This is a genomic window from Bradyrhizobium monzae, from assembly GCF_021458635.1.
Classification (GTDB): Bacteria; Pseudomonadota; Alphaproteobacteria; order Rhizobiales; family Xanthobacteraceae; genus Bradyrhizobium.
This window is the reverse complement of sequence record NZ_JAIRDQ010000001.1, coordinates 611,285-634,274: the sequence shown is the minus strand read 5'-3', so window position 1 is coordinate 634,274 and position 22,990 is coordinate 611,285. Positions and strand designations below refer to the sequence as shown.

Genomic DNA, 22,990 nt, shown 5'->3' with positions numbered 1-22,990 from the left:
AGGTGTGAGATGTTGCATCCGCTTGCCGCGCCGAACTTTGCCGACCGTATCGGCTTTGCGCATTTGACCCGCCAGGCCTTCGAGGGCATCGATCTGCACCCATTGCGCGAGCGACTATTGGCGCGGATCGCGGAGGGGACGGCGCAGGCGGGCGAGGGCCTCGATCTGTCGCTGATTGCCCAGCTGATGGGCGAGAAGGAAGCCGGGCTCGTGATCCAGTCCGAGGTGCTCTCCTTCCACCAATTGTTTCGTACGCCCTCTGCGGCTCCGAAGCCGGGCCTGCGCGTGCTTGCGCTTGCGGCCGACATCGACATGGGCGGCAACACGCCGATCGAATTCTTGCTCGAAGGCTCCGATATCGAGCTCCTGACGCTCTATGTGACCAAGGACAAGGGTCTGCCGGAAACGCTGCCTGATCACGACGTTGCCATCGTGGTCGCATCCGATTCCGAGGAATGCCGCGAAGCGCTGACGTCGATCGAGAAAGCCGCGTCGCGCTGGCCGCGGCCGCTGCTCAATCGCCCCGAACTGATCGGCAATCTCGATCGCGACAAGCTCTATCGGTTGCTGGCTGATATCCCCGGTCTCGATATTCCAGTGACCGCCAACGCGACCCGTGCGCAATTGACGGCTCTCTCGGAAGGACGGATCGCTTGCGCGGAAATCTCGGGCGAATTGCACTTTCCGATGATCGCACGGCCGCGCGGCACGCATGCCGGCGTCGGGCTTGCGAAGGTCGACGATGCGGCGGCGCTGGCAGCCTATCTTGCCGAGCGGCAGGAGCAGGACTTCTTCGTCGCGCGTTTCGTCAATTACGCGGGTCCCGATGGGCTCTATCGCAAAATTCGTCTCACCGTGGTCGACGGCAAACCTTATGCCTGCCATATGGCGATCGCCGATCGTTGGGACATCTGGTATCTCAACGCCTACATGGCGTTCAGCGAGGAGAAGCGCGCTGAAGAAGCCATCTTCATGCAAGACTTCGATCGCGCCTTCGCAGCACGTCACAAGAACGCGCTCGACGAAATGAGCCGGCGCGTCGGCCTCGATTATTTCATCGTCGATTGCGCCGAGAACCAGAATGGCGAGCTTCTGGTGTTCGAGGCCGACAACACCGCCGTCGTCCACAATATGGATTCGCCGGTGGTGTTTCCGTACAAGCCGCCGCAGATGCGCAAGATTTTTGCCGCGTTCACGGCGATGCTGTCGCGGCGCGCAAAAGCGGCCGTGGTGACTGCAGCATGAACGAGATCATCCGCAACACGCAGGCATCTGTCACGAGCGGATCGCTCGATCCGCAGGACTGGAGCGAGTTTCGTGCACTGGCCCATCGCATGCTGGACGAGGCGATCGATGGCATCGCCAATGTCCGCGCGCGTCCGGTCTGGCAGCCGATCCCCGACGAGGTTCGCGCGGCAGTCCGGACCGACGTGCCGCGTGAAGCAACTTCTCTCGCTGACGTCTATCGCGAATTCTCCGAGCACGTCGCGCCTTACGCGACCGGCAACGTTCATCCCGGCTTCATGGGCTGGGTGCATGGCGGCGGCACCGCCGTCGGCATGGTCGCGGAGATGCTCGCGGCTGGCCTCAACGCCAATCTCGGCGGCCGCGATCACATGCCGATCGAGATCGAGCGCCAGCTCGTCGAGTGGATGCGCGGCCTGTTCGGCTTTCCGCAAGGTGCGAGCGGCATTTTCGTCACCGGTACGTCGATGGCCAATCTGATGGCCGTGCTGGTTGCGCGCACGAGCGCGCTCGGCGCGCTGGCGCGGCAGCACGGCATCGGCAATGACGGCGCGCTGCTCACGGCCTACGCGTCAAAGGCCGCGCATGGCTGCATCTCCCGCGCGATGGACATCGCAGGCTTCGGCACCGATACGCTGCGCAAGATCGATGTCGATGCCGATCATCGCATCGATGTCGCCGCGCTGCGCGCGCAGATCGCGATCGATCGCGAAGTCGGCTTCAGGCCGTTCCTGGTCACGGCGTCCGCCGGCACGGTCGACATCGGTGCGATCGACGATCTCAAGGCAATCGCGGGTCTGTGCCGCGAAGAAGGCCTCTGGTTCCACGTCGATGGCGCCTTCGGTGCGCTCGCGATCCTCTCGCCTGAGCTTGCGCCGCTGCTCGAGGGGATCGAACTTGCGGATTCGATCGCGCTCGACTTCCACAAATGGGGGCAGGTGCCCTATGACGCCGGCTTCCTGCTGGTGCGCGACGGCGAACGGCATCGGCAGGCCTTCGCGCAGCCGGCGGCCTATCTGAGCCGCGAGGCGAGGGGGCTTGCGGGCGGTGCTGTCTGGCCGTGCGATCTCGGTCCGGATCTGTCGCGCGGTTTCCGCGCGCTGAAGACGTGGTTCACACTGAAGACATTCGGTACCGACCGGCTTGGTGCGGCGATCGCGCGCAGCTGCGCGCTCGCAAGATATCTCGAGACGCGCGTGCTCGCCGAGCCCCGGCTCGAGCTGCTCGCGCCGGTCAATCTCAACATCGTCTGTTTCCGCTATCGCGCCGACGATGCGATCAACCGGGAGATCGTCGGCGATGTCCAGGAGTCGGGCATGGCCGCACCGTCAGGCACGACGCTGGACGGCAGGTTCGCGATCCGCGCGGCGATCGTCAATCATCGCACCGCGGAGACGGATATCGACGCGCTGGTGTCGGCCGTGATCAGGTTTGGTAGGCGGCGGACCGGCGGGTTGATCGACGTCGAGGCGCCGCCGCTCGCGGCGCAGTGACGAGCGAAGGCTTCGGAAACAAAAACGCCCCGGACCTCGTCCGGGGCGTTTTTCGTTGGGGTAGGTGGAGCGTTCAGGCGGCCGAGCTGACGTCACCTTCGCCCTTGGGATGGGCAGCCTCGAACTGCTCACGCAGCTTGGCTTCATACGCGATCAGCTTGCGGGCATCCTTCAGTGCCCGGTAGAGATCGCCGCTCATGATGTGGTTGTTGATCTCTTCGATGATCGGCCAGGCGCTCGGTATGGCGGTGACGATGTCGCGCACCAGGTTGAAGTAGGTGCCGTGCTGGGTTTGTGGGTCCGGCGAGATGTACATGAGCTGGACCGCGAGATAAACGAGCTTGGCCGGTGTGTCGGCGGTCTCGGGCGTGAGGATGTCGCGCTCGCGCAGGATCGGCACGTTGTCGCCGTCGATCAGAAGGCGGGCGCGCTGGTCGGTGTTGGTGATAACGCAGTTGCCGACGATGATGCGTTCGTGCGGCCTGAGCTCGACCTTGAGGGCCATGCCAGTTCTCCATCAACCCTGTTTTAACGAACCGTCGCCGTGCTCGCGCATTGAGGGCGATCGGCCGTGATTTGGAGCCGATCCTTGCGCAACATAGTTAACGGGTCGTAAACGACGTCCGGTGCGGCGAAAAGAAAAGCGATCTCAATACTTTGGGTGGCGTCCCGGTTCGTCCGTTGCACTCACGAGGGGGTGTCGAGCGCCGGCGCGGAAAAACTGGCGGGGTTCATTTCACGGATTGTTAGAGGCTTGGACGCACGGTCCGGCGGTCGTCTGGCCAATCAAGGTCAGATAGGACGCATAGCTACCAGAAAGGTAACAGTATGTCCGTCGTTCTCTCCGCTTCGGTTCGCCAGAACCTGCTCTCCCTCCAGTCCACAGCCGACCTCCTCGCCACCACCCAGTCCCGTCTGTCGACTGGCCGGAAGGTGAACTCGGCTCTCGACAATCCGACCAACTTCTTCACCGCTCAGGGCCTCGACAACCGCGCCAGCGACATCGGCAATCTGCTCGATGGTATTGGCAACGGCGTTCAGGTTCTTCAGGCTGCCAACACCGGCATCACCTCGCTGCAGAAGCTGGTGGACAGCGCCAAGTCGATCGCCAACCAGGTGCTGCAGAGCCCGACGGGCTACTCGTCTAAGTCGAGCTTCACCTCGGGTGTTATCGCGGGCGCGACCGCCGCGAATCTGGTCGGCACCCCGGACACCGCCGCCACCCTGACCGGCACCGCGACCGGCACTCTTGCCGCCGCTTCGGCCTTGACGGCAGCGGCTGGCGGTAGCTTTGCTGCTGGCGACACGATCATCGTGAACGGCACGACCATCAAGATCACGGCTGCCGGCGCTGGTACTGCTGCCTCTACGACGGCTGCGGATGGCACCATCAATCTGAACACCACCGCGACCACGGCGGCGACCACGGACGACCTGACCGCCGCGATCAAGACGGCTCTTGGCGGCGGCACCGCTGCGGCGGCCATCGCCGGCAACCAGCTGACGCTCACCGCCGGCAACACCTCCAGCAGCATCACGCTGGGCGGTACGGCGCTGGCCAAGGTTGGCCTCTCCGCTGGCACCACGGCGCCGACGTCGTCCTTCTCGGGCCAAACGCTGACGATCGGTTCGATCGACGGCGGCACCGCCCAAACCATTACGTTGGGTTCAGGCGCCAACCAGGTTAATACGCTCGACGCGCTCAACACCAAGCTCGCTTCAAGCAACCTGACCGCCTCGCTGAGCACGACTGGCCAGCTGACCATCACCACCACGAACGATGAAGCCTCGCAGAATCTGACGAGCAGCATCATCGGCGGCACGGCGATCGGCTCCGGCAAGCTGTTCGGCGCAGGAGCCTTCGCCAACGCGGTGCAGGATACCAACTCGCAGAACGCCCGCGCCGGCCTGGTCGCGCAGTACAACAACGTGCTCGCGCAGATCAACACCACCGCTCAGGACGCGTCCTTCAACGGCGTCAACCTCCTGAATGGTGACACGCTGAAGCTGACGTTCAACGAAACCGGCAAGTCGACGCTGAGCATCACCGGTGTGACGTTCAACACCGCCGGTCTCGGCATCTCGAGCCTCGCCTCGGGCACCGACTTCCTGGACAACGCTTCGGCGAACAAGATCCTGACCACGCTCAATACCGCCAGCAGCTCGCTGCGTTCGGAAGCGTCGACGCTGGGTTCGAACCTGTCGGTGGTGCAGATCCGCCAGGACTTCAACAAGAACCTGATCAACGTTCTGCAGACCGGTTCGTCCAACTTGACGCTGGCCGACACCAACGAGGAAGCGGCCAACAGCCAGGCGCTGTCGACCCGCCAGTCGATCGCGGTTTCGGCGCTGTCGCTGGCGAACCAGTCGCAGCAGAGCGTGTTGCAGCTCCTGCGCTGATACGCGACCAAAATCGCTACTCACTGCATCGCGGCGGGGCTTTGGCCCCGCCGCTTTTTTTGTTCCGCGGCGCGGCTCGCGCGAGGCGAGGGAACCGCGGCGCGTTAACGCCTAGTTAACCTTGTGGCTTAAGCCGCCGTTAACCTTAATTTAAAGGACATCCCCTAAAACTGGACAAAAGTAGATTCCCGATCGGCGAGCCCCCGATTCGTATAGCGTCGCGCTTCAAGAGGAAGATCCGCCAATGTCCAACATCGTTCTCTCGGCATCAGTTCGCCAGAACCTGTTGTCTCTGCAGTCGACAGCCGACCTGCTCGCTACCACGCAGCAGCGCCTCGCGAGCGGCAAGAAGGTCAATACGGCCCTGGACAACCCGACCAACTTCTTCACCGCCCAGGGGCTCGACAATCGTGCCGGCGACATCAGCAATCTGCTTGATGGCATCAACAACGGCGTGCAGGTGCTGCAGGCGGCCAATACCGGCATCACTTCGCTGCAGAAGCTGGTCGACAGCGCCAAGTCGATCGCCAGCCAGGTGCTGCAAAGCCCGACGGGCTACTCGCCCAAGTCCAACGTGACGGCGGCCGCAATCACCGGCGCAACCGCCAACAACCTGCTGGGCAGTGCCTACACCAACGCCACGGTCACGGGCACTACCGTCACCGACAGCGGAAGCGCAAACATTACGCCGACGACCCAGCTGCTTAACCTCAACACCGCTGTCGTCAACGGCTCGGTCCTGACCGTCGATGGCCACACGATCACCTTCTCGAACGCGCAGACCACTTCAACGACCGACTCGTTCGGTAACGTCACGATCGGCATCGGCACCGGCAGCACCCTCACGGTGCAGAGCGTGCTGAGCGCGATCGACAGCATCACCGGAACTGCGACGCCCTCGACCGTTTCCGGCGGCCAACTCGTGCTCAGCACCGGTACGAACCAGGATCTGGCGATCTCCGGCTCGGGCAACGTGCTCACGGCGCTCGGCCTCGCCTCCGGCACCACCGCCCGCGTCCCGCCGCCGCTCAGCGGCAAGACCTTGACGATCGGCCCGACCGGCGGCGGCACCGCCACCAGCATCACCTTCGGCGCCGGCACCGGGCAGGTGTCCACGCTCAATCAGCTCAATGCGGCGCTGGCGTCGAACAACCTGCAAGCGACGATCGACCCGACGGGTCACCTCAACATCGTGACCTCCAACGATGCCGCTTCCTTGACGATCGGCGCAATCGGCGGCACGGCGGCGGCGAGCGGTCAGCCCTTCTATGGTCTGATCGCGCAGCCGCCCGTTGTGGACGCGAATTCGCAGGCGACGCGCGCCAATCTCGTCGCGCAGTACAACAACGTGCTCGCACAAATCAACACCACTGCACAAGACTCCTCCTTCAACGGCGTGAACCTGTTGAACGGCGATACGCTCAAGCTCGTGTTCAACGAAACGGGACGTTCGACCTTGACCATTCAAGGCGTGACTCTCAACGACGCCGGACTCAGCCTTGCGCCCTTGAACCAGGGCGTTGATTTCCTGGACTCGAATTCGGCGAACTCCATTCTGACTTCGCTCAACGCGGCCAGTACCACTCTGCGTTCGGAAGCGTCGTCGCTCGGTTCGAACCTGTCGATCGTGCAGATCCGCCAGGACTTCTCCAAGAACCTGATCAACGTGCTGCAGACCGGCTCCTCGAACCTGACGCTTGCGGACACCAACGAGGAAGCAGCCAACAGTCAGGCGCTCTCGACCCGCCAATCGATCGCAGTCTCCGCGCTGTCGCTCGCCAATCAGTCGCAGCAGAGCGTGTTGCAGCTGCTACGCTAATACCGCAGCGCAAGATCGCACTACGAGATATCGCGGCGGGGCTAATGCTCCGCCGCTCTTTTGAGCGAGACCGCTAAGACAGGGTTAGTCGAGATTGATGCGTATCACGCCACGCAAGTTTACAGTGTGCATGCTTGCATCTAACCTCGCGAGAAGACTCTCTGACCCGTAATAGTCCGGAGTGCTTCCAACTGTGCACGTAAGCAAATTTTTAAGCGGTGCTGCTTAGGGTTGGGCGAGAAATCCTTAAGCGCATTCAATGGGCTAGGTAACTTCCAGGGTGATTGATGTCGAATTCCGCTGCCTCGGCCTACGCGCGTGTTGCAACGACCACCGCATCTCCTCGTGACGTCGAGGCGCAGACCCTGCTGAAGGCAGCCAACAAGCTCCAGGACGCGATCAACGCCGCTGATCCCTTCAGTGAGCAGACCACGCAGGCGCTGATGTTCAATCGCAAGCTCTGGACCATCTTCCTCAGCGAAGCCATGCGCGAGAACAACCCGCAGCCGCTCGACGTCCGGCAGAAGATCGCCAACATCAGCGTGTTCGTGCTGAGCCAGACTGCAGCGCTCCAGATGAGCCCGCAGCTCGATCACTTCCGTCCGCTGATCGAGATCAACAGGAATATCGCTGCTGGTCTGTCCGGCCGCGCGTGACGGAGGTTTGTCGTGGCTGACCTGATGAGCATTCTGTCGAGCTCGTATAAGTCGGCCGGCATGTCGGTCCCGAGCAACACGAAATATGCGGCGGTCGATTCCACGCTTTATCAGGGCAACTGGACCGGCACCTATCCCGACGGCAAGAAGTTCTCGCTCAACATTTCACAGGTCAGCGGCTTTCGGGCACAGGTCCACTACGAGAGCGCCGGTACGTCGCAGTACCAACAGGTGCTGATCAAGGATTCGTCGTTTCGCTTCGGCAACACGAAGTTCATTCTGACGGGTGACGGCAAGGCACAGGTCAGGAACGTCGTGACTGATCCCGCGACCGGCTCAAGTTATCTCGATACGGCGGTGGCGACCCGCGCTACGTGATCGTCAAGCGCTGAGGTCCGTATTGAGCGGACGCGTGGGCTCGGACTTCAGATCCTGTGCATGGAAATAGGCTCGCCGGCGCAGCATCGCCTCGTCGGGGAACTGATTGACCACGGCATCGGTCCGGTCGTTGACGACCTGGAAGACCATGGATGCGGACGCCTGGTCGAACACGACCTGGCGCGAGATGTTCGCATTGCTCTGCAGATCATTGCTCGCAGCCGCGCTGGTATCGCTCGCGGCGACCGTCTGGCTCGCCGGCAAATCGGTCTGCACGGCATCGTTCGCCGCCGAATTCGACGTCGTGACGATCTGTACCGGGGCCGGTATCCCCACCGGCCTGATGCTGAAATCTGTACTCATGGCAGCCTCCTGGTTGCCTCGTGTGAGTCAAATCCCAACCCCTCTCAATACGCAACCATGGAACACCAGGATTGAACACCGGGTAAGCAAACGTGACTAACCGTGCGACGCTTTGCCCGCGTGGTTTTTCGTAAAATTGGATGGAGTTCTTTTGTCTGCGCTCAGAGCGTGCGGCTGACCGCGAGCGGCGTGATGTGACGAGGGCCAGGCGTGGCGCGGCGTCCCGCCGCCGTATAGGTGTTCGGCACGTTGCGCTTCTGGATCTCGGCATTGACGCCGCGCACGACGCTCTCGGAGACCGCATGCGCGGTCGCGAGCACGGTGAGATTGACCTGAAGCATGGCGCGGAAGGCGTCATGGTGGCGGTGCAGCGTCGAGAGCAGCTCGGGCGCGGATTTCGAAAGCTGCGCCTGGTTCGCCTTCAACTGGCTGACGGCGCCGACGTAGCGCCGCGACAGCTCCTGTTTCTGGCTCTCCATCGCCATCGCTTCGCGGACCTTGCCGGCGCGGACGAGCTCGGTTTCGCGCTCGATCAGGCCAAGCAGGGCGCTCATCGCGTCCATCAAGTCCTCGGCGACCTTGCGCGCAGCGGCGCTCTCGGGCGTGTTGTGCGGGCGCTGCGCTGGCATCGGCTGACGGGACGCGTTGAAGTGGTTCATCTCGTTTGACCTTATGCCGTACGAAGAGTGGTTTTGGCCTGCTGCATGATCAGGGTGCGGTAGACGTCGCGGGCGACACCGACGCCGCCGGCATTGGCGAAGTTCTTGGAATATTGCTCGGTCAGCATCGAGCGCCAGACGCCGGTGCCCGGCGTGTCGCCGAACGGGCCTTCGCCCTTCAGCCCCGAGGTCATCTGCGCGAACATGCTGTTGAGGAACATGCCCTCGAAGTCAGTGGCGGTCTTCTGCGTCTTCGCCTGCTGCTGCGGCGAGACCTTTTGCAACGCTGCGGCGAGCTCGAAATCGGGGCGGCCGTTGCGGCTTTCCACGGAGAAGGCGGGGTTCGAGAGCGCAGCGGTGACGACGTGCGCGGTGTTGAGCATGCCGGTTTGCATCACATCACCTCGATGTCGGCTTCGATGGCACCCGCGGCCTTGATGGCCTGGAGGATGCTGATGAGGTCGCGTGGGCCGATGCCGAGGCCGTTGAGGCCGTCGACGAGCTGCTGCAGCGAGACGCCGTCCTTGACGACGGCGAACTTCTTGCCGTCCTCGGTGACGCCGACGCTCGATCGCGGCGTGACCACGGTCCGGCCCCGCGACAGCGGGTTGGGCTGGCTCACCTGCGGGCTCTCGGAGATCGTCACCGTGAGATTGCCTTGCGCAACCGCGACGGTGGCGACGCGGACGTCGCGGCCCATCACGATGATGCCCGAGCGCTCGTCGATGACGATCTTGGCGGCGAGATCCGGATCGACCTGCAGCTGCTCGATCTCGGTCAGGAAGGCGACCACGTTGCCCTTGAACTCCGGCGGAATCGTCAATTGCACCGTCGAGGGATCGATCGGCTCGGCGCTCTTGACACCGAGATAGTCGTTGATCGCCGCCGCAATGCGCTTAGCCGTGGTGAAATCGGCGTTGCGCAGCGCGAGCCGCACGTTCGGCAGCCGGTTCAGCGCGAATTCGATCTCGCGCTCGATGATGGCGCCGTTGGCGATGCGGCCCACCGTCGGAACGCCCCGCACGATTTTCGCCGCTTCGCCTTCGGCCTGGAAGCCGGAGATCGCGAGCGAGCCCTGCGCGACCGCATAGACGTTGCCGTCGGCGCCGAGGAGCGGGGTGACGAGCAGGGTGCCGCCGCGCAGATCCTTGGCATCGCCGAGCGCGGAGACGGTGACGTCCATGCGCGTGCCCTGCGTGGCGAAGGCCGGCAGATTGCCGGTCACCATCACGGCGGCGACGTTGCCGGTGCGGATGGTGGCGCCGCGGATGTTGACGCCCATGCGCTCGAGCATCGCTTGCAGCGACTGCTTGGTGAAGGGAATGTTGTTGAGGGTGTCGCCGGTGCCGTTAAGGCCGACGACGAGGCCGTAGCCGATGAGCTGGTTCTGCCGCACGCCTTCGATATTGGCGAGATCCTTGATGCGCGAAGTCGCACTCGCAGACGCGACCGAGAGCGCCAGCGCTGACAGCGCGGCGCAGGCCACCCCAAGAATCTTCACCCAACGAACGCCTGGCATCCTCTGCTCCCCGAGGCTCCCCATATCTCGGACCATCTGCGACACTCCCATGACGAGCTGGTCCGACGCTTTCCTTGCGAGCGCTGTGCCAACACGGGGCAGATGGGTTAGTCGATTGAATAGGTTGAAATAAATCTCTTCGGATTGCGCCAGCCGGCATTCGCCTTGAGGAGCGAAACTGCCGCCTCCCGGCAGATTTTGCCGGGCCGTTTACGTCCCGTTAACCATAAAGCGGCGAATGTGGCGCATCGATCACCCGGATTGCTTCGATGCGCATCTACGGACCGAATGGCACCACGCTTGGAACGCCGGCCAGCCAGGCCAGGCGAACGAGCTCGGGCACCTTCGTGCTGCCCGACACGTCGTCGGCGCAGGAGACGCGCAGCACCGGCGCACCGAAGGCCACCACCAACATCGACGGGCTGCTCGCGCTGCAAGGTATCGAGGAAGATCCGATCGAGCGCCGCAAGCGCTCGGTCGCCCGCGGCAAGACCGCGCTCGACGTGCTCGATGATCTCAAGATGGGACTCTTGTCCGGCAATCTCGATGCGTCGACGGTGATGCGGCTGCGCGATGCGGCTGCGAACCTGAAATCGTCCTCCGGCGATTCCGGTCTCGATTCCGTGCTGTCCGAGATCGAGCTGCGCGTCGAGGTCGAGCTGGCGAAGGCCGGGCAGGGCTGATCGTCATCCCCCTTACGCCGCTTCCTCCTTCTGCTGCGAATCGTAGCGGCGCTGGGCGGCGAGCACGTCTTTCAGATTCTCCTCGGCCCAATCGCGCAACGGATCGACCGCGGCGGCGAGAGTCACGCCAAGCTGCGTGATCGAATATTCGACCGTCACCGGCACGGTCGCGATGGCGCGGCGCTTGATCAGGCCGTCGCGTTCGAGCGACTTGAGAACCTGGCTCAGCATCTTCTGCGAGATGCCTTCAATCGTGCGGCGTAACTGATTGAAGCGCATCGGCTCCTCGCGCAGCAGCAACAGGATCAGCACGGCCCATTTGTCGCCGACGCGATCGAGGATCTGGCGCGTCGGGCAATCGGCGGCATAGACGTTGGGTTTCATCTCAATTCCTCATGCTCGACGTTCTTGACGGTAACTCCTGCGTAATCAGGTAAGCACAAAGTGCTCTCTTAACACCAGCATCCTTTGCGATATCTAGTCACCATTGGTTACTACAAAAGCGAAGGAGCCTTCCATGAAAATCGCAGTTGCCGGCGCCTCGGGCCGGGCCGGTTCGGAGATCACCAAGGAACTGTCCCGCCGCGGCCATGACGTCACCGCCATTGCCCGGAACCCGGAGAAGATCGCAGACCTGCCGAACGTCACGCCAGCCAAGGGTGACGTGCTCGACCAGGCCGGCCTGACCAAGCTCTGGGCCGGGCACGATGTCGCCATCAGTTCCGTCCACTTCCTCGCGAGCGATCCGCACAAGCTGATCGGCGCGGCCAAGGATTCCAAGGTTGGGCGCTACCTGGTCGTCGGCGGCGCCGGCAGCCTGGAGGTCGCTCCCGGCGTCAAACTGGTCACAACCCCCAATTTTCCGGCCCAATACAAGGCCGAGGCGGAGGCGGGTGGGGCCTTTCTCGACCTGCTGCGGCAGGAAAAGGAGCTGAACTGGACCTTCCTCTCGCCCTCGGCGCTGTTCATCGAGGGAGAGCGCACCACCAAGTTCCGGCTTGGGACCGATCAGCTTCTCGCAGATGCGAACGGCAAGAGCTGGATCAGCTTCGCCGACTACGCCATCGCGCTCGCCGATGAGATCGAGAAGCCGGCCCATCTGGGGCAGCGTTTCACGGTCGGCTACTAGGCTTTTGACCGCCCCCGGGCTCTTGCGGATAAACCTTCCTGTGCAAGGGCTTGGGGGCGCTAACTGCGCTATTAAGGAAATATTGTCTGTCACATGGGGTAGCTATATAAGCCCCGGCTCAGCGGACCCCGTTCCGTTCACGAGTCGTTGCTTAAGAAGATAGGCCGCCCTTGGAAAAGTTGAAAAACTACCGACCGACCGAAAAAGAGCCTTTCATGAACGACCGGCAGAAGGAGTACTTCCGTATGAAGCTCCTCGCCTGGAAGGATGAGATCCTCAAAGAGTCCAAGCTCACCCTGCAGGCTCTGCAGGAGGAGAACGTGAACCATCCCGATCTCGCCGATCGGGCATCGTCCGAAACCGACCGCGCCATCGAACTCCGCGCCCGCGACCGCCAGCGCAAGTTGATCGCCAAGATCGACGCCGCGCTCCAGCGCATCGAGGACAACACCTACGGCTATTGCGAGGACACCGGCGAGCCGATCTCTTTGAAGCGGCTCGAAGCCCGGCCCATCGCGACGCTCTCGGTGGAAGCGCAGGAGCGCCACGAGAAACGCGAGAAGGTCTATCGCGACGAATAGAGTCCGGGCCGCAGCGATGCGGCTCTTTGATTTTGGGCTCACGGTGCCGCTTGAGCGCCGCTGGTTTGGCGCGTAGATTCGCGCCGCCATGATGATTTGCACTCTCAATATCGCTTCGGTTTTCTTCCTGGGCTGATCCCGCTTCCGCACGGAAGCGCTGATCGAGCCCGCTAGCGTTCGCGCGCGGGATTCCAGTGAACCGAATGAGCCGGCCAGGTTCCGCATGACGTGGACCGACGACCGCTGGCGACAGCTTGAGAGACAATCATGACCGATCGAGACGACTCGCGTGCGCTCAGCGCTGCACAAATTGCGCAATTCATCGAACAGGGCTTTGTCCGAATCGACAACGCCTTTCCCCGCGCGCTCGCCGAGCAGGGCCGCGCCATCCTGTGGCGCGATCTGCCGTGCAGCGAGCACGATCCCTTGACCTGGACGCGTCCGGTGATCCGGCTCTCCGGCTATGGCAATCCGCCGTTTCCGGAGATCGCCAACACAAAGGTGCTGCATCGCGCGTTCGACCAGATCGTCGGACCCGGCCGCTGGCGGCCGCGCAGGGACATCGGTGGCACCTTCGCGGTGCGCTTCCCGCATCCCGATGATCCCGGCGACGCCGGTTGGCATATCGACCTCAGCTTTCCCGGTGAGGACTGCGATCCGAACGAGCGGCGCGACTTCTCGGCGTGGCGGGCCAATATTGTCTCGCGCGGCCGCGCGCTGTTGATGCTGTTCCTTTTCTCTGATGTCGGCGAGAACGATGCGCCGACGCGGATAAGGGTCGGCTCGCACATGCCGATGGCGCGCTATCTGGCGCCTGCGGGCGAGGCCGGACGGTCGCGCATGGTTCTGGACGAGATGGGCGCCGATTGCCCGCTCGCGCTGGCGACCGGCGAGGCCGGAACGGTTTATCTGTGTCACCCCTTCCTGGTGCATGCTGCGCAAAAGCATCGCGGAAAGACGCCGCGCTTCATGGCGCAGCCGGATCTGCCTCCGGCCGAGCCGTACCGGCTCGAACGCTCCGATGGCGATTACTCGCCAGTCGAGATCGCGATCCGTATCGCGCTTGGCCGCCACTGAGGCGGCCAGATTGAGGTCGTCATGTCGTGGTGCCGGTTCAGGCGCTACGACATGGCGCACCTCTTCGCGGATCGCAAAAGCGAATCGCGATCAAGGACCTAAGGTCTACTCCTGGGAGCTCACATGAGTTCGGATGAGAAACAGCCTTAACTTTAGATGCGGGAGGTTTTGCGAGTCGCATCAAGGAGATCGACCGGCATCTTCAGGCGGCGGTGCAGCGGCTTCACGCATCGCTGCACTGAGGGCCTCGTGTGGCACCGGCGAGACGGCCAAGGTGCGCTTCTCCATAAGCCCTGGACCAACTCAATATTTCCTTAAGCGCCGGTGGCGTCCCGTAATCGTCCCGGTAAAGGGGTGAGCGGCGCTTGTCAGGCGCGGGCGGGGGTGCTGAAGTGCCGCTCTGGAGTGCGTAGCGTGGGAGGCGGCGCCGATGGACAAAATTCTCGAAGCCGCAAAGGCGATCGCGCTGGCGCGGCGCAACCATGCGCCGCTCGCGGCGCTCGAGGTTCCGCCGGCCGATGAAGCCGAGGGCTATGAGGTTCAGCGCGCGCTGCATGATCTTCTGTTGAAGAATGTCGGACCGCTCGTCGGCTACAAGATCGGCTGCACAAGCCAGGTGATGCAGGACTATATCGGCATCCCGCACCCCTGCGGCGGCGGCGTGTTCCAGAAGGGCCTGCACGACAGCGGCGTCAAGCTCACGGCCTCCGACTATGTCCGTGTCGGCGTCGAGTGCGAGATCGCCGTGCGGCTCAAGCGCAACCTCGCCGCCGGCGAGGCGCCGTTCACGGCCGAGTGGGTCGGTGAGGCCGTCGAGGCCTATCATCCCGCAATCGAGATCGTCGACGACCGCTACGTGAAATGGGAGACGATGGGCGCGCCGACGCTGATCGCCGACGATTTCTTCGCTGCCGGCTGCGTGCTGGGCGCCTCCGTTCCGCGCTCGTCGGTGCCGGACCTGAAGGCCGTCAAGGGCCGCGCCCTCGTCAATGGCGAGGAGGTCAGCCACGGCACCGGCGCCGACGTGCTCGGCCATCCCCACAACGCACTCGCCTGGCTCGCCAACCACCTCGCCGCCGAAGGCAAGGGTTTGCATGCGGGACAGCTCGTGCTGACCGGAAGCCTGGTGAAGACGCTGTGGCTGAAAGCCGGCGACAAGGTGCGGATGGAGCTGGATGGGCTGGGGACGGTGGAGGCGGAGTTTACGTAAGGGGCGCACAGCGCTCCGACATTCTCCGTCATTGCAATGACGGCATTTGAGGCAACGCCACCCCAAAATACATGCGGCCCTCGCCAGGGGAGCTGGCGAGGGCCGCGTCGTACATCGTCGTTCGCGCCTAGGTTCGCGAACACGATGTGGGAGCTCGGGAGAGACTTAGAAGGGCAGCAGCACGTCCATGACTTGCTGGCCGTAGCGCGGCTGCTGCACGTCCGTGATCTGGCCGCGGCCGCCGTAGGCGATGCGGGCCTGCGCGATCTTGCTGGAATCGATGGTGTTGTCGCTCTGGATGTCTTCGGGACGGACGATGCCGGCGACCACGAGCTCGCGGATTTCGTAGTTGACGCGGATCTCCTGCTTGCCTTCGACCACGAGGTTGCCGTTCGGCAGCACCTGGGTCACGACGGCGGCGACGTTGGTCTGCAAGGCTTCCTGGCGCTGAACCGAGCCCTTGCCGTCAGCGGAGGACGTCGAGTCGGTGGTGAGAATACGGCCGGGCAGGATCTTCAGCGGCTGCGTGATCGTCTGGCTGCCGATGAAGTCGGTGACCCCTGAATCTTCCTTGCTGGTCCGGCTGCGCTGGGTCTCGTTGGCGATGTTGGCCTTGTCCGTGAAGTTGACCGTCACCGTCAGGAGGTCGCCGACATGGGTCGCGCGTTGATCCTTGAAGAAGGCGCGGCTGCCGTTCCGCCACAGCGAGTTCGGATTGTAGGAGGCGACTTCCGGCTTCGGCATCGGCATCTGCACCGGCTTGTAGCCGGGCTGCGTCGTCGGATTGTCGATCGCCGACAGTTTCGGTTGCTCGCCGATCTGCGACAGGCGGTCGATCGAGGAGCAGCCGCTTGCGAGCGCGCAAGTGGCGAGCAGCAGGCCGGAGAGCATGACGCGAGGGAGACGGGAACCCGAACTGAAAGCGGACATGACTTACTCTTACTTGGCTGGAGCTTGCGCGACGCGAGCTTGCGGAACCTGGGCCTCTGCGATCTGGGCCGGCGACGCTGGCGCCTGGACCAGATTTCGGAGGAGAGCTGCGGTGTCGACGGGGGCGGGCGCTTCGTCACGCCTGAGCGAGGAGGTCTGCTCGACCGCAGTCTCCATCGGCGCTGACTGGCTGGCGCCCTGCACGGTCACCTGGCCACGGGCGGTGACGACGCCGGTCAGCGTACGCTTGGTCTGCAGATTGAGCACGCTCACGGTGTCGCCCTCGGCGCCACTCTCGATCGCCTTGCCGCGGGTGGTGAGGTAGATTCCGGGGACCTGGTAGATGACGGTGACGCTCTGGTCGCGCGATACGAATTCGGGCTTGGCGATGTCGGCGGCGCGGATCGGCGTGCCGGCGCGCATGGGACGGCGGAGCTGCATGCCGACGGTACGGTCGCGCGTGGCGGCCTCGCCCGGCACTTCGGCCTTTGGCCGTCGCTCCTGCGCGACGTCTGAGGATTTCAGCACCTCGGTGCGTTCGATGTCGCGGGTCAGGACGGCGACTTCCACGGTCTCGATCGCAGTGCCGGTCAAGCGCAGCTTGGTCGGCGCCGGGTTGCTGTCGTTGTTGATCTCGAAGGCGAGGTCGAAGCGGCCGCTGCGGGCGTCGTAGCGGGTCGCGACCGGCTGCAGCGCGCCGGTGTTGGAGGCATCGAGCCGCATGTCGGAAACGCCGCGGTCGAAGGTCACGGCGATGTTGGCGGCGTCGCCAAGGCCGAAGCGGCGCTCGAGCGCGGAGGCGACCGCGTTTTCGAGATCCTTGTTGGCCAAGGTGCGGGCAAGCCGCGTGACCTGGACTTCCTTGATGTCGCCGGTCATCACGCCGATCACCTGCTTGGCGCGGAGCACGCTGAGGACCTGGGCAACCGGCAGCGCGCCGGTGGTGCCGAGATCGGGCGAGCGATAGACCGCGATCAGCGCGGCCGAGCCGGCGTTGTCGATGAGGTCGCCGACCCGCACCACGTCGGAAGTGACGGTGACGCTGGCACGCAGCGTCGGCACGGCGATGCCGTCGTCGGCGGCCTGCGCCGGCAATGCCAGCACGAGCAGGGCGGAGACGGTGATGAGTGTGGTGCGGATCATGGTCATCACCTCAGCGGAACAACGCCGTGGTCGACTGCATCATCTGGTCGGCGGCGCTGATGACCTTGGCGTTCATCTCGTAGGCGCGCTGCGCGGCGATCAGGTCGCTCATTTCCGAGACGACGTCGACATTGGCCTGCTCGAGGCTGCCTTGCGTGATCTTACCGTAGCCTTCGGAGTTCGCGGTGCCGTCCTGCGGCGCGCCGGACGAGGTCGTCTCGGTGAACTGGTTGCTGCCGACCGGCTGCAGGCCCGCCTTGTTGATGAAACGGGTCACGCCGATCTGGCCGAGAACGGTGTTGCTCGACGAGCCCGGCAGCGTCACCGTCACCTGGCCCTGCTCGTTGACGGTAATGCCCGAGGCGTTGTTCGGGATCGTGATGGTCGGCTGCACCGGGTTGCCCTGGGCGGTGACGATGCGGCCCTGGTTGTCCATCTGGAACGTGCCGTCGCGGGTGTACTGGTAGGTGCCGTCGGGCATCAGGATCTTGAAGAAGCCTTCGCCGGACATCGCGAGGTCGAGGTCGTTGCCGGTCTGCGACAGCGTGCCCTGCGTCATGCTGCGCGGAGTGCCGACGGTCTTGACGCCGCCGCCGATGTCGACGCCGACCGGGAGGATGGTGCCCTGGTCCGAGGCCTGCGCGCCGACGCGGCGGACGTGTTCGTAGATCAGGTCCTGGAACGCCGCGGTCTGCTTCTTGAAGCCGGTGGTGCGCAGGTTGGCGATGTTGTTGGAAATCACCTGAACGTTCAGTTCCTGTGCCGCCATTCCGGTCGCAGCGGTGTGGAGCGCTTGCATGTCAATGGTCCCCTAATCAGGCCGGAACGTCGGCGAGCTTTTCGATCGCCGATTTGTGGAGGTCGCTCTGCTGCTGGAGCAGGTTGGCGACTGCGGTGTAGCTGCGCATCACCTCGACCATGCGGCTCATCTCGCCGACCGAATTCACGTTCGACTTCTCGATGTAGCCCTGCTGCAGGGTGGACTTGCTGTCGGTCTGCTGGTTGGCGGAGCCGGCGCCATAGAGATTGGCGCCGAGCTTGATCAGCTTGGCCGGATCGTCGAACGTCACCATGCGGATCTTGCCGCGGATCGAGTCGATCTTGGCCGTGCCTTCGAGCACGGTCACGGTGCCGTCGGCGGCGACGTTGATGTCGTGGTCGGTCGGCTGGAACACGATCGGGCCGCCGGTGCCGAGCACGAGATTGCCGTCGGAGGTCATGAGCTGGCCGGTGCTGCTCAGCGCGAACTTGCCGTCGCGGGTGTAGCGCTCGGCGCCATTGGCCTGCACGGCGAAAAAGGCGTTGCCGTTGATCGCCATGTCGAGCGGGTTGTTGGTCGCCTCCATCGGCCCCTGGCCGACGTCGCGGTAAGTGCCGCGGTCCTGCACATAGGAGACCCGGCGGTCGGAGCTGACGAAATTGTCCTCATGCGCGTTCGAGTTGAGGTATTCCTCGAACAGCGAATGGTCGGCCTTGAAGCCGTTGGTGTTGGCATTGGCGACGTTGTTGGCGATGACATCCATCTGCCGTTCCAACGTCATCTGCCGTGACAAGCCGATCAGAAGCGCATTCTGCATCGGTCAATCTCCCCTTGCGTGAGATCCGCCATTTCGCTCTCCCAAGCGCCTTGGCCGATCCCGTGAACGAGGCCGTCGGGTTCTCCCAAACCGTTCGGTCTCGCCCCTCTCTCTCAGCGAAAGCCGTGCCAACTCGAAATAATATGGAGTTACAATGGTTTGGCTGTTTTCCGGCGGCGCGGGCGGGGGGCAGAAAGGTTCTGTTAGCCATGTTTGCCCGGCAGATTTTTCCTAGCTGAGGCCCAATCGAAAGGTTCCGTTAACCATTATTACCGTAGCGTTTGCTTGTAAGAGGAGCGCTTTGCGCTGGGGCATTTGTATCGCGTCACTGTCTGCCAGGAGGCTTCGCTCTTTCGCACTTTTTGAGATGAGCGAGCCCGGACGATCATGGCAGAGAATGAAGCGGAAGGCGGCGCAGCCGCCGAAGGCGCGGAAGCCGCTGCCCCCAAGAGCAAGTTCAAGCTGATCCTGATCCTCGTCGGCGCGCTGCTCGTGCTTGGCGGCGGTGCGGCGACCTGGTTCCTGTTCTTCCGTCATGGCGACGCCGAGCATCACGCCGAGGCCGCGCTCCCGCCGAAGCCGCCGGTATTCGTCGAAGTGCCCGACATGATGGTCAACCTCGCCGGCGCGCCCGGCGAACGCGTGCAATATCTGAAGCTCAAGATCGTGCTCGAGCTGAAGGAAGAGAAGCAGGTCGAGGCGATCAAGCCGACGATGCCGCGCGTCACCGACATCTTCCAGACCTATGTGCGCGAGCTGCGCTCCTCCGACCTCAACGGCTCGGCCGGCATCTTCCGCCTCAAGGAAGAGCTGACCAAGCGCGTCAACGCCGCGGTCGCGCCGGTCCAGGTCAGCGCGGTGCTGTTCAAGGAAGTCGTGCTCCAGTGAGGATGCTGCGGAAGGGTACGGGCTAGCGTCATGGCCGGCAACGAGCAGATGGACCAGGATGCGATTGCCGCCCAATGGGAGGCGTCGCTCGATTCCGAGGATCCCGCGGAGGCCGCGAAGGCTGCTGCCGAAAACGAACTCTCGGAGACCATGGCCCTGCAATGGGCGGCCATGGTCGAGGATGGCAGCCGCGATCTCGGAACTGGCAAGAATTCCGGCGAGCGGGTGCTGTCGCAGGAGGAGATCGACAATCTCCTCGGCTTCACCGTCGGCGACGTCACGCTCGACGACCATTCCGGCATCCGTGCGATCATCGATTCGGCGATGGTCTCCTACGAGCGCCTGCCGATGCTCGAAATCGTCTTCGACCGTTTGGTGCGGTTGCTGACGACCTCGTTGCGCAATTTCACCTCCGACAACGTCGAAGTCTCGCTCGACCGCATCACTTCGGTGCGCTTCGGCGACTACATGAACTCGATCCCGCTGCCTGCCGTGCTCTCGGTGTTCAAGGCCGAGGAGTGGGACAATTTCGGCATGGCGGTGGTCGACTCCAGCCTGATCTATTCGATGATCGACGTGTTGCTCGGCGGTCGCCGCGGCGCGAGCCAGCTCCGCATCGAGGGCCGGCCCTACACCACGATCGAGACCGAGCTGGTCAAGCGCCTGGTCGAGGTGGTGCTGGCCGATGCCGAACAGGCGTTCCGGCCGCTGTCGCCGGTGACCTTCACGATCGACCGGCTCGAGACCAACCCGCGTTTCGCCGCGATCAGCCGTCCCGCCAACGCTGCCATCCTGGTGCGCCTGCGCATCGACATGGAAGATCGCGGCGGCAACATCGAGCTGCTGCTTCCCTACGCCACCATCGAACCGATCCGGGCCGTCCTGCTCCAGATGTTCATGGGCGAAAAGTTTGGCCGCGACACGATCTGGGAGGGGCATTTTGCCACCGAGATCAACCAGGCCGAGATCTCCGTCGACGCCGTGCTCTACGAGGCCGATATTCCGCTCAAGCAGCTGATGCGGCTGAAGGTCGGCGACACGCTGCCGCTGGACATGCGCGCCGATGCCAACGTCACCGTGCGCTGCGGCGACGTCACGATCACCGAAGGACGCATGGGTCGGGTCGGAGAGCGCGTTGCGATCCGCGTGACGAAACCCCTGCGCAAGCCAAGTACGACACTTGCGATGTTCGAGAAGGTGGACGAACAGAACAAGCTGATGGAGGCCCCATGAACCACTCCCTAGGAATGGCGATCGAGACGCTGGTGGCTATCCTGCTGATGCTCACGATCGGCTACTGCATCCTGCTCAACAAGCGGCTGACGCGGCTGAAGGCGGATGAGCATTCGCTGAAGGCTGTCATCGGCGAGCTCATCACCGCGACCGAGATCGCCGAGCGCGCGATCGGCGGACTCAAGCTCGCGGTGCGCGACGTCAACGAGAATCTCGGCAGCCAGCTGGCTGCCGCCACGCAGATGTCCGACCAGCTCCACAAACAGCTCGGCGAAGCCGACAACGTGGTGCGCCGCCTCTCCAAGATCGCGATCGCGGCGCGCCCCGTCACGAATCCGGAAGCCGCAGCCGCCCCTGTCGCCAAGCCGTCGGCGGCGAAGGCGGTGGCCGCGGCCGCTGAGGCCTTCTCGGAGCGCCGAAGGTCCAACGGTCTTGCCGCATAAAGTCAGGATATGAAGTCCTTCCGTAACATCCGCGTCATTCCGGTCGTCCTGGTTGCGGTCGCAGGTCTCGCCACGCTGAAAGTGGCGGGCCTCGTGATCAATGGCGGCTATGTCTTCGACTACCAGCCGAAAGCGCTGAAGAAGTCCTGGGCGCAGGAGAATTTGAATTTTCCCGGAGGCGAGGACCCCGACATCACCGGCTCGACGCAGGGAGCGCCGAAGGAAGCGCCGACGCCGGCCGCGCCCGAGACCAAGCTCGAGGGCACCCCTGTCAAGATGGACGAGGCCCAGCCGCAGGTCTCGGCCTCGGAGCGCGCGATCCTGGAACGCCTGCAGGCGCGCCGCCAGGAGATCGAGTCCCGCCAGCGCGAGATCGATATCCGCGAAAACCTGTTGAAGTCTGCCGAGAAGCGCATCGAGGGCAAGGTCGAGGAGATGAAGGCGGTGGAATCCCGCATCACCGCGACCCAGGCTGAGCAGAAGGCCGCCGAGGCCCAGCGCTTGAAGGGCCTCGTGACCATGTATGAGAGCATGAAGCCCAAGGACGCCGCGCGGGTGTTCGACCGCCTGGAAATGGGTGTGCTGATCGAGATCGCCTCGGCGATCGCCCCGCGCAAGATGTCCGATATCCTGGGACTGATGTCGTCGGAAGCCGCCGAGCGGCTGACCGTCGAGATGGCCCGCCGCGCCAATGGAGGCGGCGATCAGGCTGCTTCCGCCGGTGATCTCCCCAAGATCGACGGCAAGCCGACGCAAAAGCCGAATTGAGGGCTTGCGCGTCTACTTCGCAGGCGCCGGGTGAGCGGTGCGTGCGACCGGGTTGGCCGTCGTCAGCTCAGCCCAGCCTTGCCGGGAAGAGCCGTCTTCAATTGCGGGCTGACAAACGCCACGTTCGCGACCCGGGTCACGAGACTAAGCGTGCTGTGGCAGTCCGCGCATTCATAAAGCTTCATGGCGTATCCGCCAGCGATTGGAACGACGCCCACCAGTGCTCTCGCTCTGCTGCACACAATGCAATCGGCTTCTCCGCGCATCGATCGACCCCCAATGACCAATCCGAATTCGCGTCGCGGCGACGTCATCATCTCGTTCTGAGTCGCTCATTGTCCGCAATGGCTCGGGGGTTGTACGAGGCGCGCGCGGCAATCCACCAACCCCGTTGATCAGTTCGCCGTCGCTGCGAGCCGAGCTGTGCCGCAGATTCGCGTTGCGGATGCAGTGGATGCGAGCTTCACCTTGTAAAGGTGCGATGAGTTGACGCGTGCAAATGTGAACTGAAATACACTTGTTTTGTGCGGGCAGTCCTAGCTTGACGCATTCGTAAATCAGCGGCGCGGGAGGGAGCAATGAACTACTGCTCGTCCGCAGCGGAACGCGCAATCGAGGCCGTCAACCGTCTGCTCATCGCTGCAATGACGTGCGCCTGGACATCCACGCTGAATCATCAGCACGTATTGCCGCCCCCGGACGAAACCGATGGCGCCGGCGAAGTTTTCTCGCAGGACAATTCCGCTGCGGCGGATCGCATCCGAGAGCTGGATTAGGCGGTGTCGCACTCTGCAGG

Annotated in this window: 26 protein-coding genes; 16 read left to right on the top strand and 10 right to left on the bottom strand. The window is 63.6% G+C overall.

Annotated elements, in window-relative coordinates:
* The first annotated feature begins 9 nt into the window (after positions 1-9).
* Both K3F49_RS03315 and K3F49_RS03310 read left to right on the top strand, forming a co-directional pair.
* On the top strand, positions 10-1,245 hold the full coding sequence (locus tag K3F49_RS03315; RefSeq protein ID WP_234679469.1) for an ATP-grasp domain-containing protein: 1,236 nt from the start codon (positions 10-12) through the stop codon (positions 1,243-1,245).
* Positions 1,242-2,738 (top strand): pyridoxal phosphate-dependent decarboxylase family protein, encoded by a 1,497-nt coding sequence (locus K3F49_RS03310; RefSeq protein ID WP_234679468.1) that lies wholly within the window; start codon positions 1,242-1,244, stop codon positions 2,736-2,738. Before K3F49_RS03315 ends, K3F49_RS03310 begins: the two co-directional genes overlap by 4 nt.
* A gap of 73 nt (positions 2,739-2,811) precedes the next feature.
* Here K3F49_RS03310 and flbT read toward each other — a convergent pair whose 3' ends face one another.
* Complete coding sequence (flbT, locus tag K3F49_RS03305; RefSeq protein WP_234679467.1) at positions 2,812-3,243, bottom strand: flagellar biosynthesis repressor FlbT; 432 nt, start codon at positions 3,241-3,243, stop codon at positions 2,812-2,814.
* 323 nt (positions 3,244-3,566) lie between these two features.
* On the opposite strand from flbT, the gene K3F49_RS03300 reads away from it, so the two are divergent.
* From K3F49_RS03300 to K3F49_RS03285, 4 genes are all read left to right on the top strand, one after another.
* On the top strand, positions 3,567-5,138 hold the full coding sequence (locus tag K3F49_RS03300) for a flagellin N-terminal helical domain-containing protein (protein WP_234679466.1): 1,572 nt from the start codon (positions 3,567-3,569) through the stop codon (positions 5,136-5,138).
* Between the two features lie 244 nt (positions 5,139-5,382).
* Positions 5,383-6,957: a flagellin N-terminal helical domain-containing protein gene (locus K3F49_RS03295; protein WP_234679465.1), complete on the top strand. Its 1,575-nt coding sequence runs from the start codon at positions 5,383-5,385 to the stop codon at positions 6,955-6,957.
* Between the two features lie 287 nt (positions 6,958-7,244).
* Positions 7,245-7,613 (top strand): flagellar biosynthesis regulator FlaF, encoded by a 369-nt coding sequence (flaF, locus tag K3F49_RS03290; protein ID WP_234679464.1) that lies wholly within the window; start codon positions 7,245-7,247, stop codon positions 7,611-7,613.
* Positions 7,614-7,625: 12 nt separating this feature from the next.
* Positions 7,626-7,991, top strand: a complete 366-nt coding sequence (locus tag K3F49_RS03285) for a hypothetical protein (RefSeq protein WP_234679463.1) — start codon at positions 7,626-7,628, stop codon at positions 7,989-7,991.
* 3 nt (positions 7,992-7,994) lie between these two features.
* Here the strand turns inward: K3F49_RS03285 and K3F49_RS03280 are convergent, their stop codons facing one another.
* The 4 genes from K3F49_RS03280 to K3F49_RS03265 form a co-directional block, all read right to left on the bottom strand.
* A complete protein-coding gene (locus K3F49_RS03280) occupies positions 7,995-8,354 on the bottom strand; it encodes a hypothetical protein (RefSeq protein ID WP_234679462.1) in 360 nt (119 codons plus the stop codon).
* Between the two features lie 161 nt (positions 8,355-8,515).
* Positions 8,516-9,013 carry a hypothetical protein gene (locus K3F49_RS03275; protein WP_234679461.1) on the bottom strand — a complete coding sequence of 166 codons (498 nt, stop codon included), beginning with the start codon at positions 9,011-9,013 and terminating at the stop codon, positions 8,516-8,518.
* An 11-nt stretch (positions 9,014-9,024) separates the two neighbouring features.
* Positions 9,025-9,408, bottom strand: a complete 384-nt coding sequence (gene flgJ, locus K3F49_RS03270) for a flagellar assembly peptidoglycan hydrolase FlgJ (protein ID WP_187434851.1) — start codon at positions 9,406-9,408, stop codon at positions 9,025-9,027.
* Entirely contained in the window at positions 9,408-10,532 is a 1,125-nt protein-coding gene (locus K3F49_RS03265) for a flagellar basal body P-ring protein FlgI (protein ID WP_234679460.1), read from the bottom strand. The genes flgJ and K3F49_RS03265 overlap by 1 nt, the downstream gene beginning before the upstream one ends.
* Before the next feature lie 269 nt (positions 10,533-10,801).
* Between K3F49_RS03265 and K3F49_RS03260 the strand changes: the two genes are divergently transcribed.
* Positions 10,802-11,215, top strand: a complete 414-nt coding sequence (locus K3F49_RS03260; protein ID WP_234679458.1) for a flagellar assembly protein FliX — start codon at positions 10,802-10,804, stop codon at positions 11,213-11,215.
* A gap of 12 nt (positions 11,216-11,227) precedes the next feature.
* On the opposite strand, the gene K3F49_RS03255 is transcribed toward K3F49_RS03260, so the two are convergent.
* Positions 11,228-11,599, bottom strand: a complete 372-nt coding sequence (locus K3F49_RS03255) for a winged helix-turn-helix transcriptional regulator (RefSeq protein WP_234679457.1) — start codon at positions 11,597-11,599, stop codon at positions 11,228-11,230.
* A gap of 133 nt (positions 11,600-11,732) precedes the next feature.
* On the opposite strand from K3F49_RS03255, the gene K3F49_RS03250 reads away from it, so the two are divergent.
* The 4 genes from K3F49_RS03250 (at position 11,733) to K3F49_RS03235 (ending at position 15,212) form a co-directional block, all read left to right on the top strand.
* Positions 11,733-12,344 (top strand): NAD(P)-dependent oxidoreductase, encoded by a 612-nt coding sequence (locus tag K3F49_RS03250; protein WP_234679456.1) that lies wholly within the window; start codon positions 11,733-11,735, stop codon positions 12,342-12,344.
* Positions 12,345-12,559: 215 nt separating this feature from the next.
* Positions 12,560-12,925, top strand: coding sequence for an RNA polymerase-binding protein DksA (dksA, locus tag K3F49_RS03245; protein ID WP_008142458.1), 366 nt, complete (start codon positions 12,560-12,562; stop codon positions 12,923-12,925).
* Positions 12,926-13,192: 267 nt separating this feature from the next.
* Positions 13,193-14,002, top strand: coding sequence for a phytanoyl-CoA dioxygenase family protein (locus K3F49_RS03240; protein ID WP_234679455.1), 810 nt, complete (start codon positions 13,193-13,195; stop codon positions 14,000-14,002).
* Positions 14,003-14,432: 430 nt separating this feature from the next.
* Positions 14,433-15,212: a 2-keto-4-pentenoate hydratase gene (locus K3F49_RS03235; protein WP_234679453.1), complete on the top strand. Its 780-nt coding sequence runs from the start codon at positions 14,433-14,435 to the stop codon at positions 15,210-15,212.
* Positions 15,213-15,377: 165 nt separating this feature from the next.
* Here the strand turns inward: K3F49_RS03235 and flgH are convergent, their stop codons facing one another.
* The 4 genes from flgH to flgF are packed head-to-tail and all read right to left on the bottom strand — an operon-like array spanning position 15,378 to position 18,862.
* The gene (flgH, locus tag K3F49_RS03230; RefSeq protein ID WP_234679452.1) at positions 15,378-16,142 is read right to left on the bottom strand and encodes a flagellar basal body L-ring protein FlgH; all 765 of its coding nucleotides are present in this window, start codon (positions 16,140-16,142) and stop codon (positions 15,378-15,380) included.
* Between the two features lie 9 nt (positions 16,143-16,151).
* Positions 16,152-17,285 (bottom strand): flagellar basal body P-ring formation chaperone FlgA, encoded by a 1,134-nt coding sequence (flgA, locus tag K3F49_RS03225; RefSeq protein ID WP_234679451.1) that lies wholly within the window; start codon positions 17,283-17,285, stop codon positions 16,152-16,154.
* A gap of 10 nt (positions 17,286-17,295) precedes the next feature.
* A complete protein-coding gene (gene flgG / locus K3F49_RS03220; RefSeq protein WP_234679450.1) occupies positions 17,296-18,084 on the bottom strand; it encodes a flagellar basal-body rod protein FlgG in 789 nt (262 codons plus the stop codon).
* Between the two features lie 16 nt (positions 18,085-18,100).
* Positions 18,101-18,862: a flagellar basal-body rod protein FlgF gene (gene flgF / locus K3F49_RS03215; RefSeq protein ID WP_234679448.1), complete on the bottom strand. Its 762-nt coding sequence runs from the start codon at positions 18,860-18,862 to the stop codon at positions 18,101-18,103.
* A 387-nt stretch (positions 18,863-19,249) separates the two neighbouring features.
* Here flgF and fliL point away from each other — a divergent pair, with 387 nt between their 5' ends.
* From fliL to K3F49_RS03190, 5 genes are all read left to right on the top strand, one after another.
* Positions 19,250-19,750, top strand: a complete 501-nt coding sequence (gene fliL, locus K3F49_RS03210; protein ID WP_234679446.1) for a flagellar basal body-associated protein FliL — start codon at positions 19,250-19,252, stop codon at positions 19,748-19,750.
* 30 nt (positions 19,751-19,780) lie between these two features.
* The gene (gene fliM, locus K3F49_RS03205) at positions 19,781-20,983 is read left to right on the top strand and encodes a flagellar motor switch protein FliM (RefSeq protein ID WP_234679444.1); all 1,203 of its coding nucleotides are present in this window, start codon (positions 19,781-19,783) and stop codon (positions 20,981-20,983) included.
* Positions 20,980-21,426, top strand: coding sequence for a DUF6468 domain-containing protein (locus K3F49_RS03200; protein ID WP_234679442.1), 447 nt, complete (start codon positions 20,980-20,982; stop codon positions 21,424-21,426). Before fliM ends, K3F49_RS03200 begins: the two co-directional genes overlap by 4 nt.
* A 9-nt stretch (positions 21,427-21,435) precedes the next feature.
* On the top strand, positions 21,436-22,194 hold the full coding sequence (locus K3F49_RS03195; protein WP_234679439.1) for a MotE family protein: 759 nt from the start codon (positions 21,436-21,438) through the stop codon (positions 22,192-22,194).
* A 578-nt stretch (positions 22,195-22,772) separates the two neighbouring features.
* A complete protein-coding gene (locus K3F49_RS03190; protein WP_234679437.1) occupies positions 22,773-22,970 on the top strand; it encodes a hypothetical protein in 198 nt (65 codons plus the stop codon).
* The last annotated feature ends 20 nt before the right edge of the window (positions 22,971-22,990 follow it).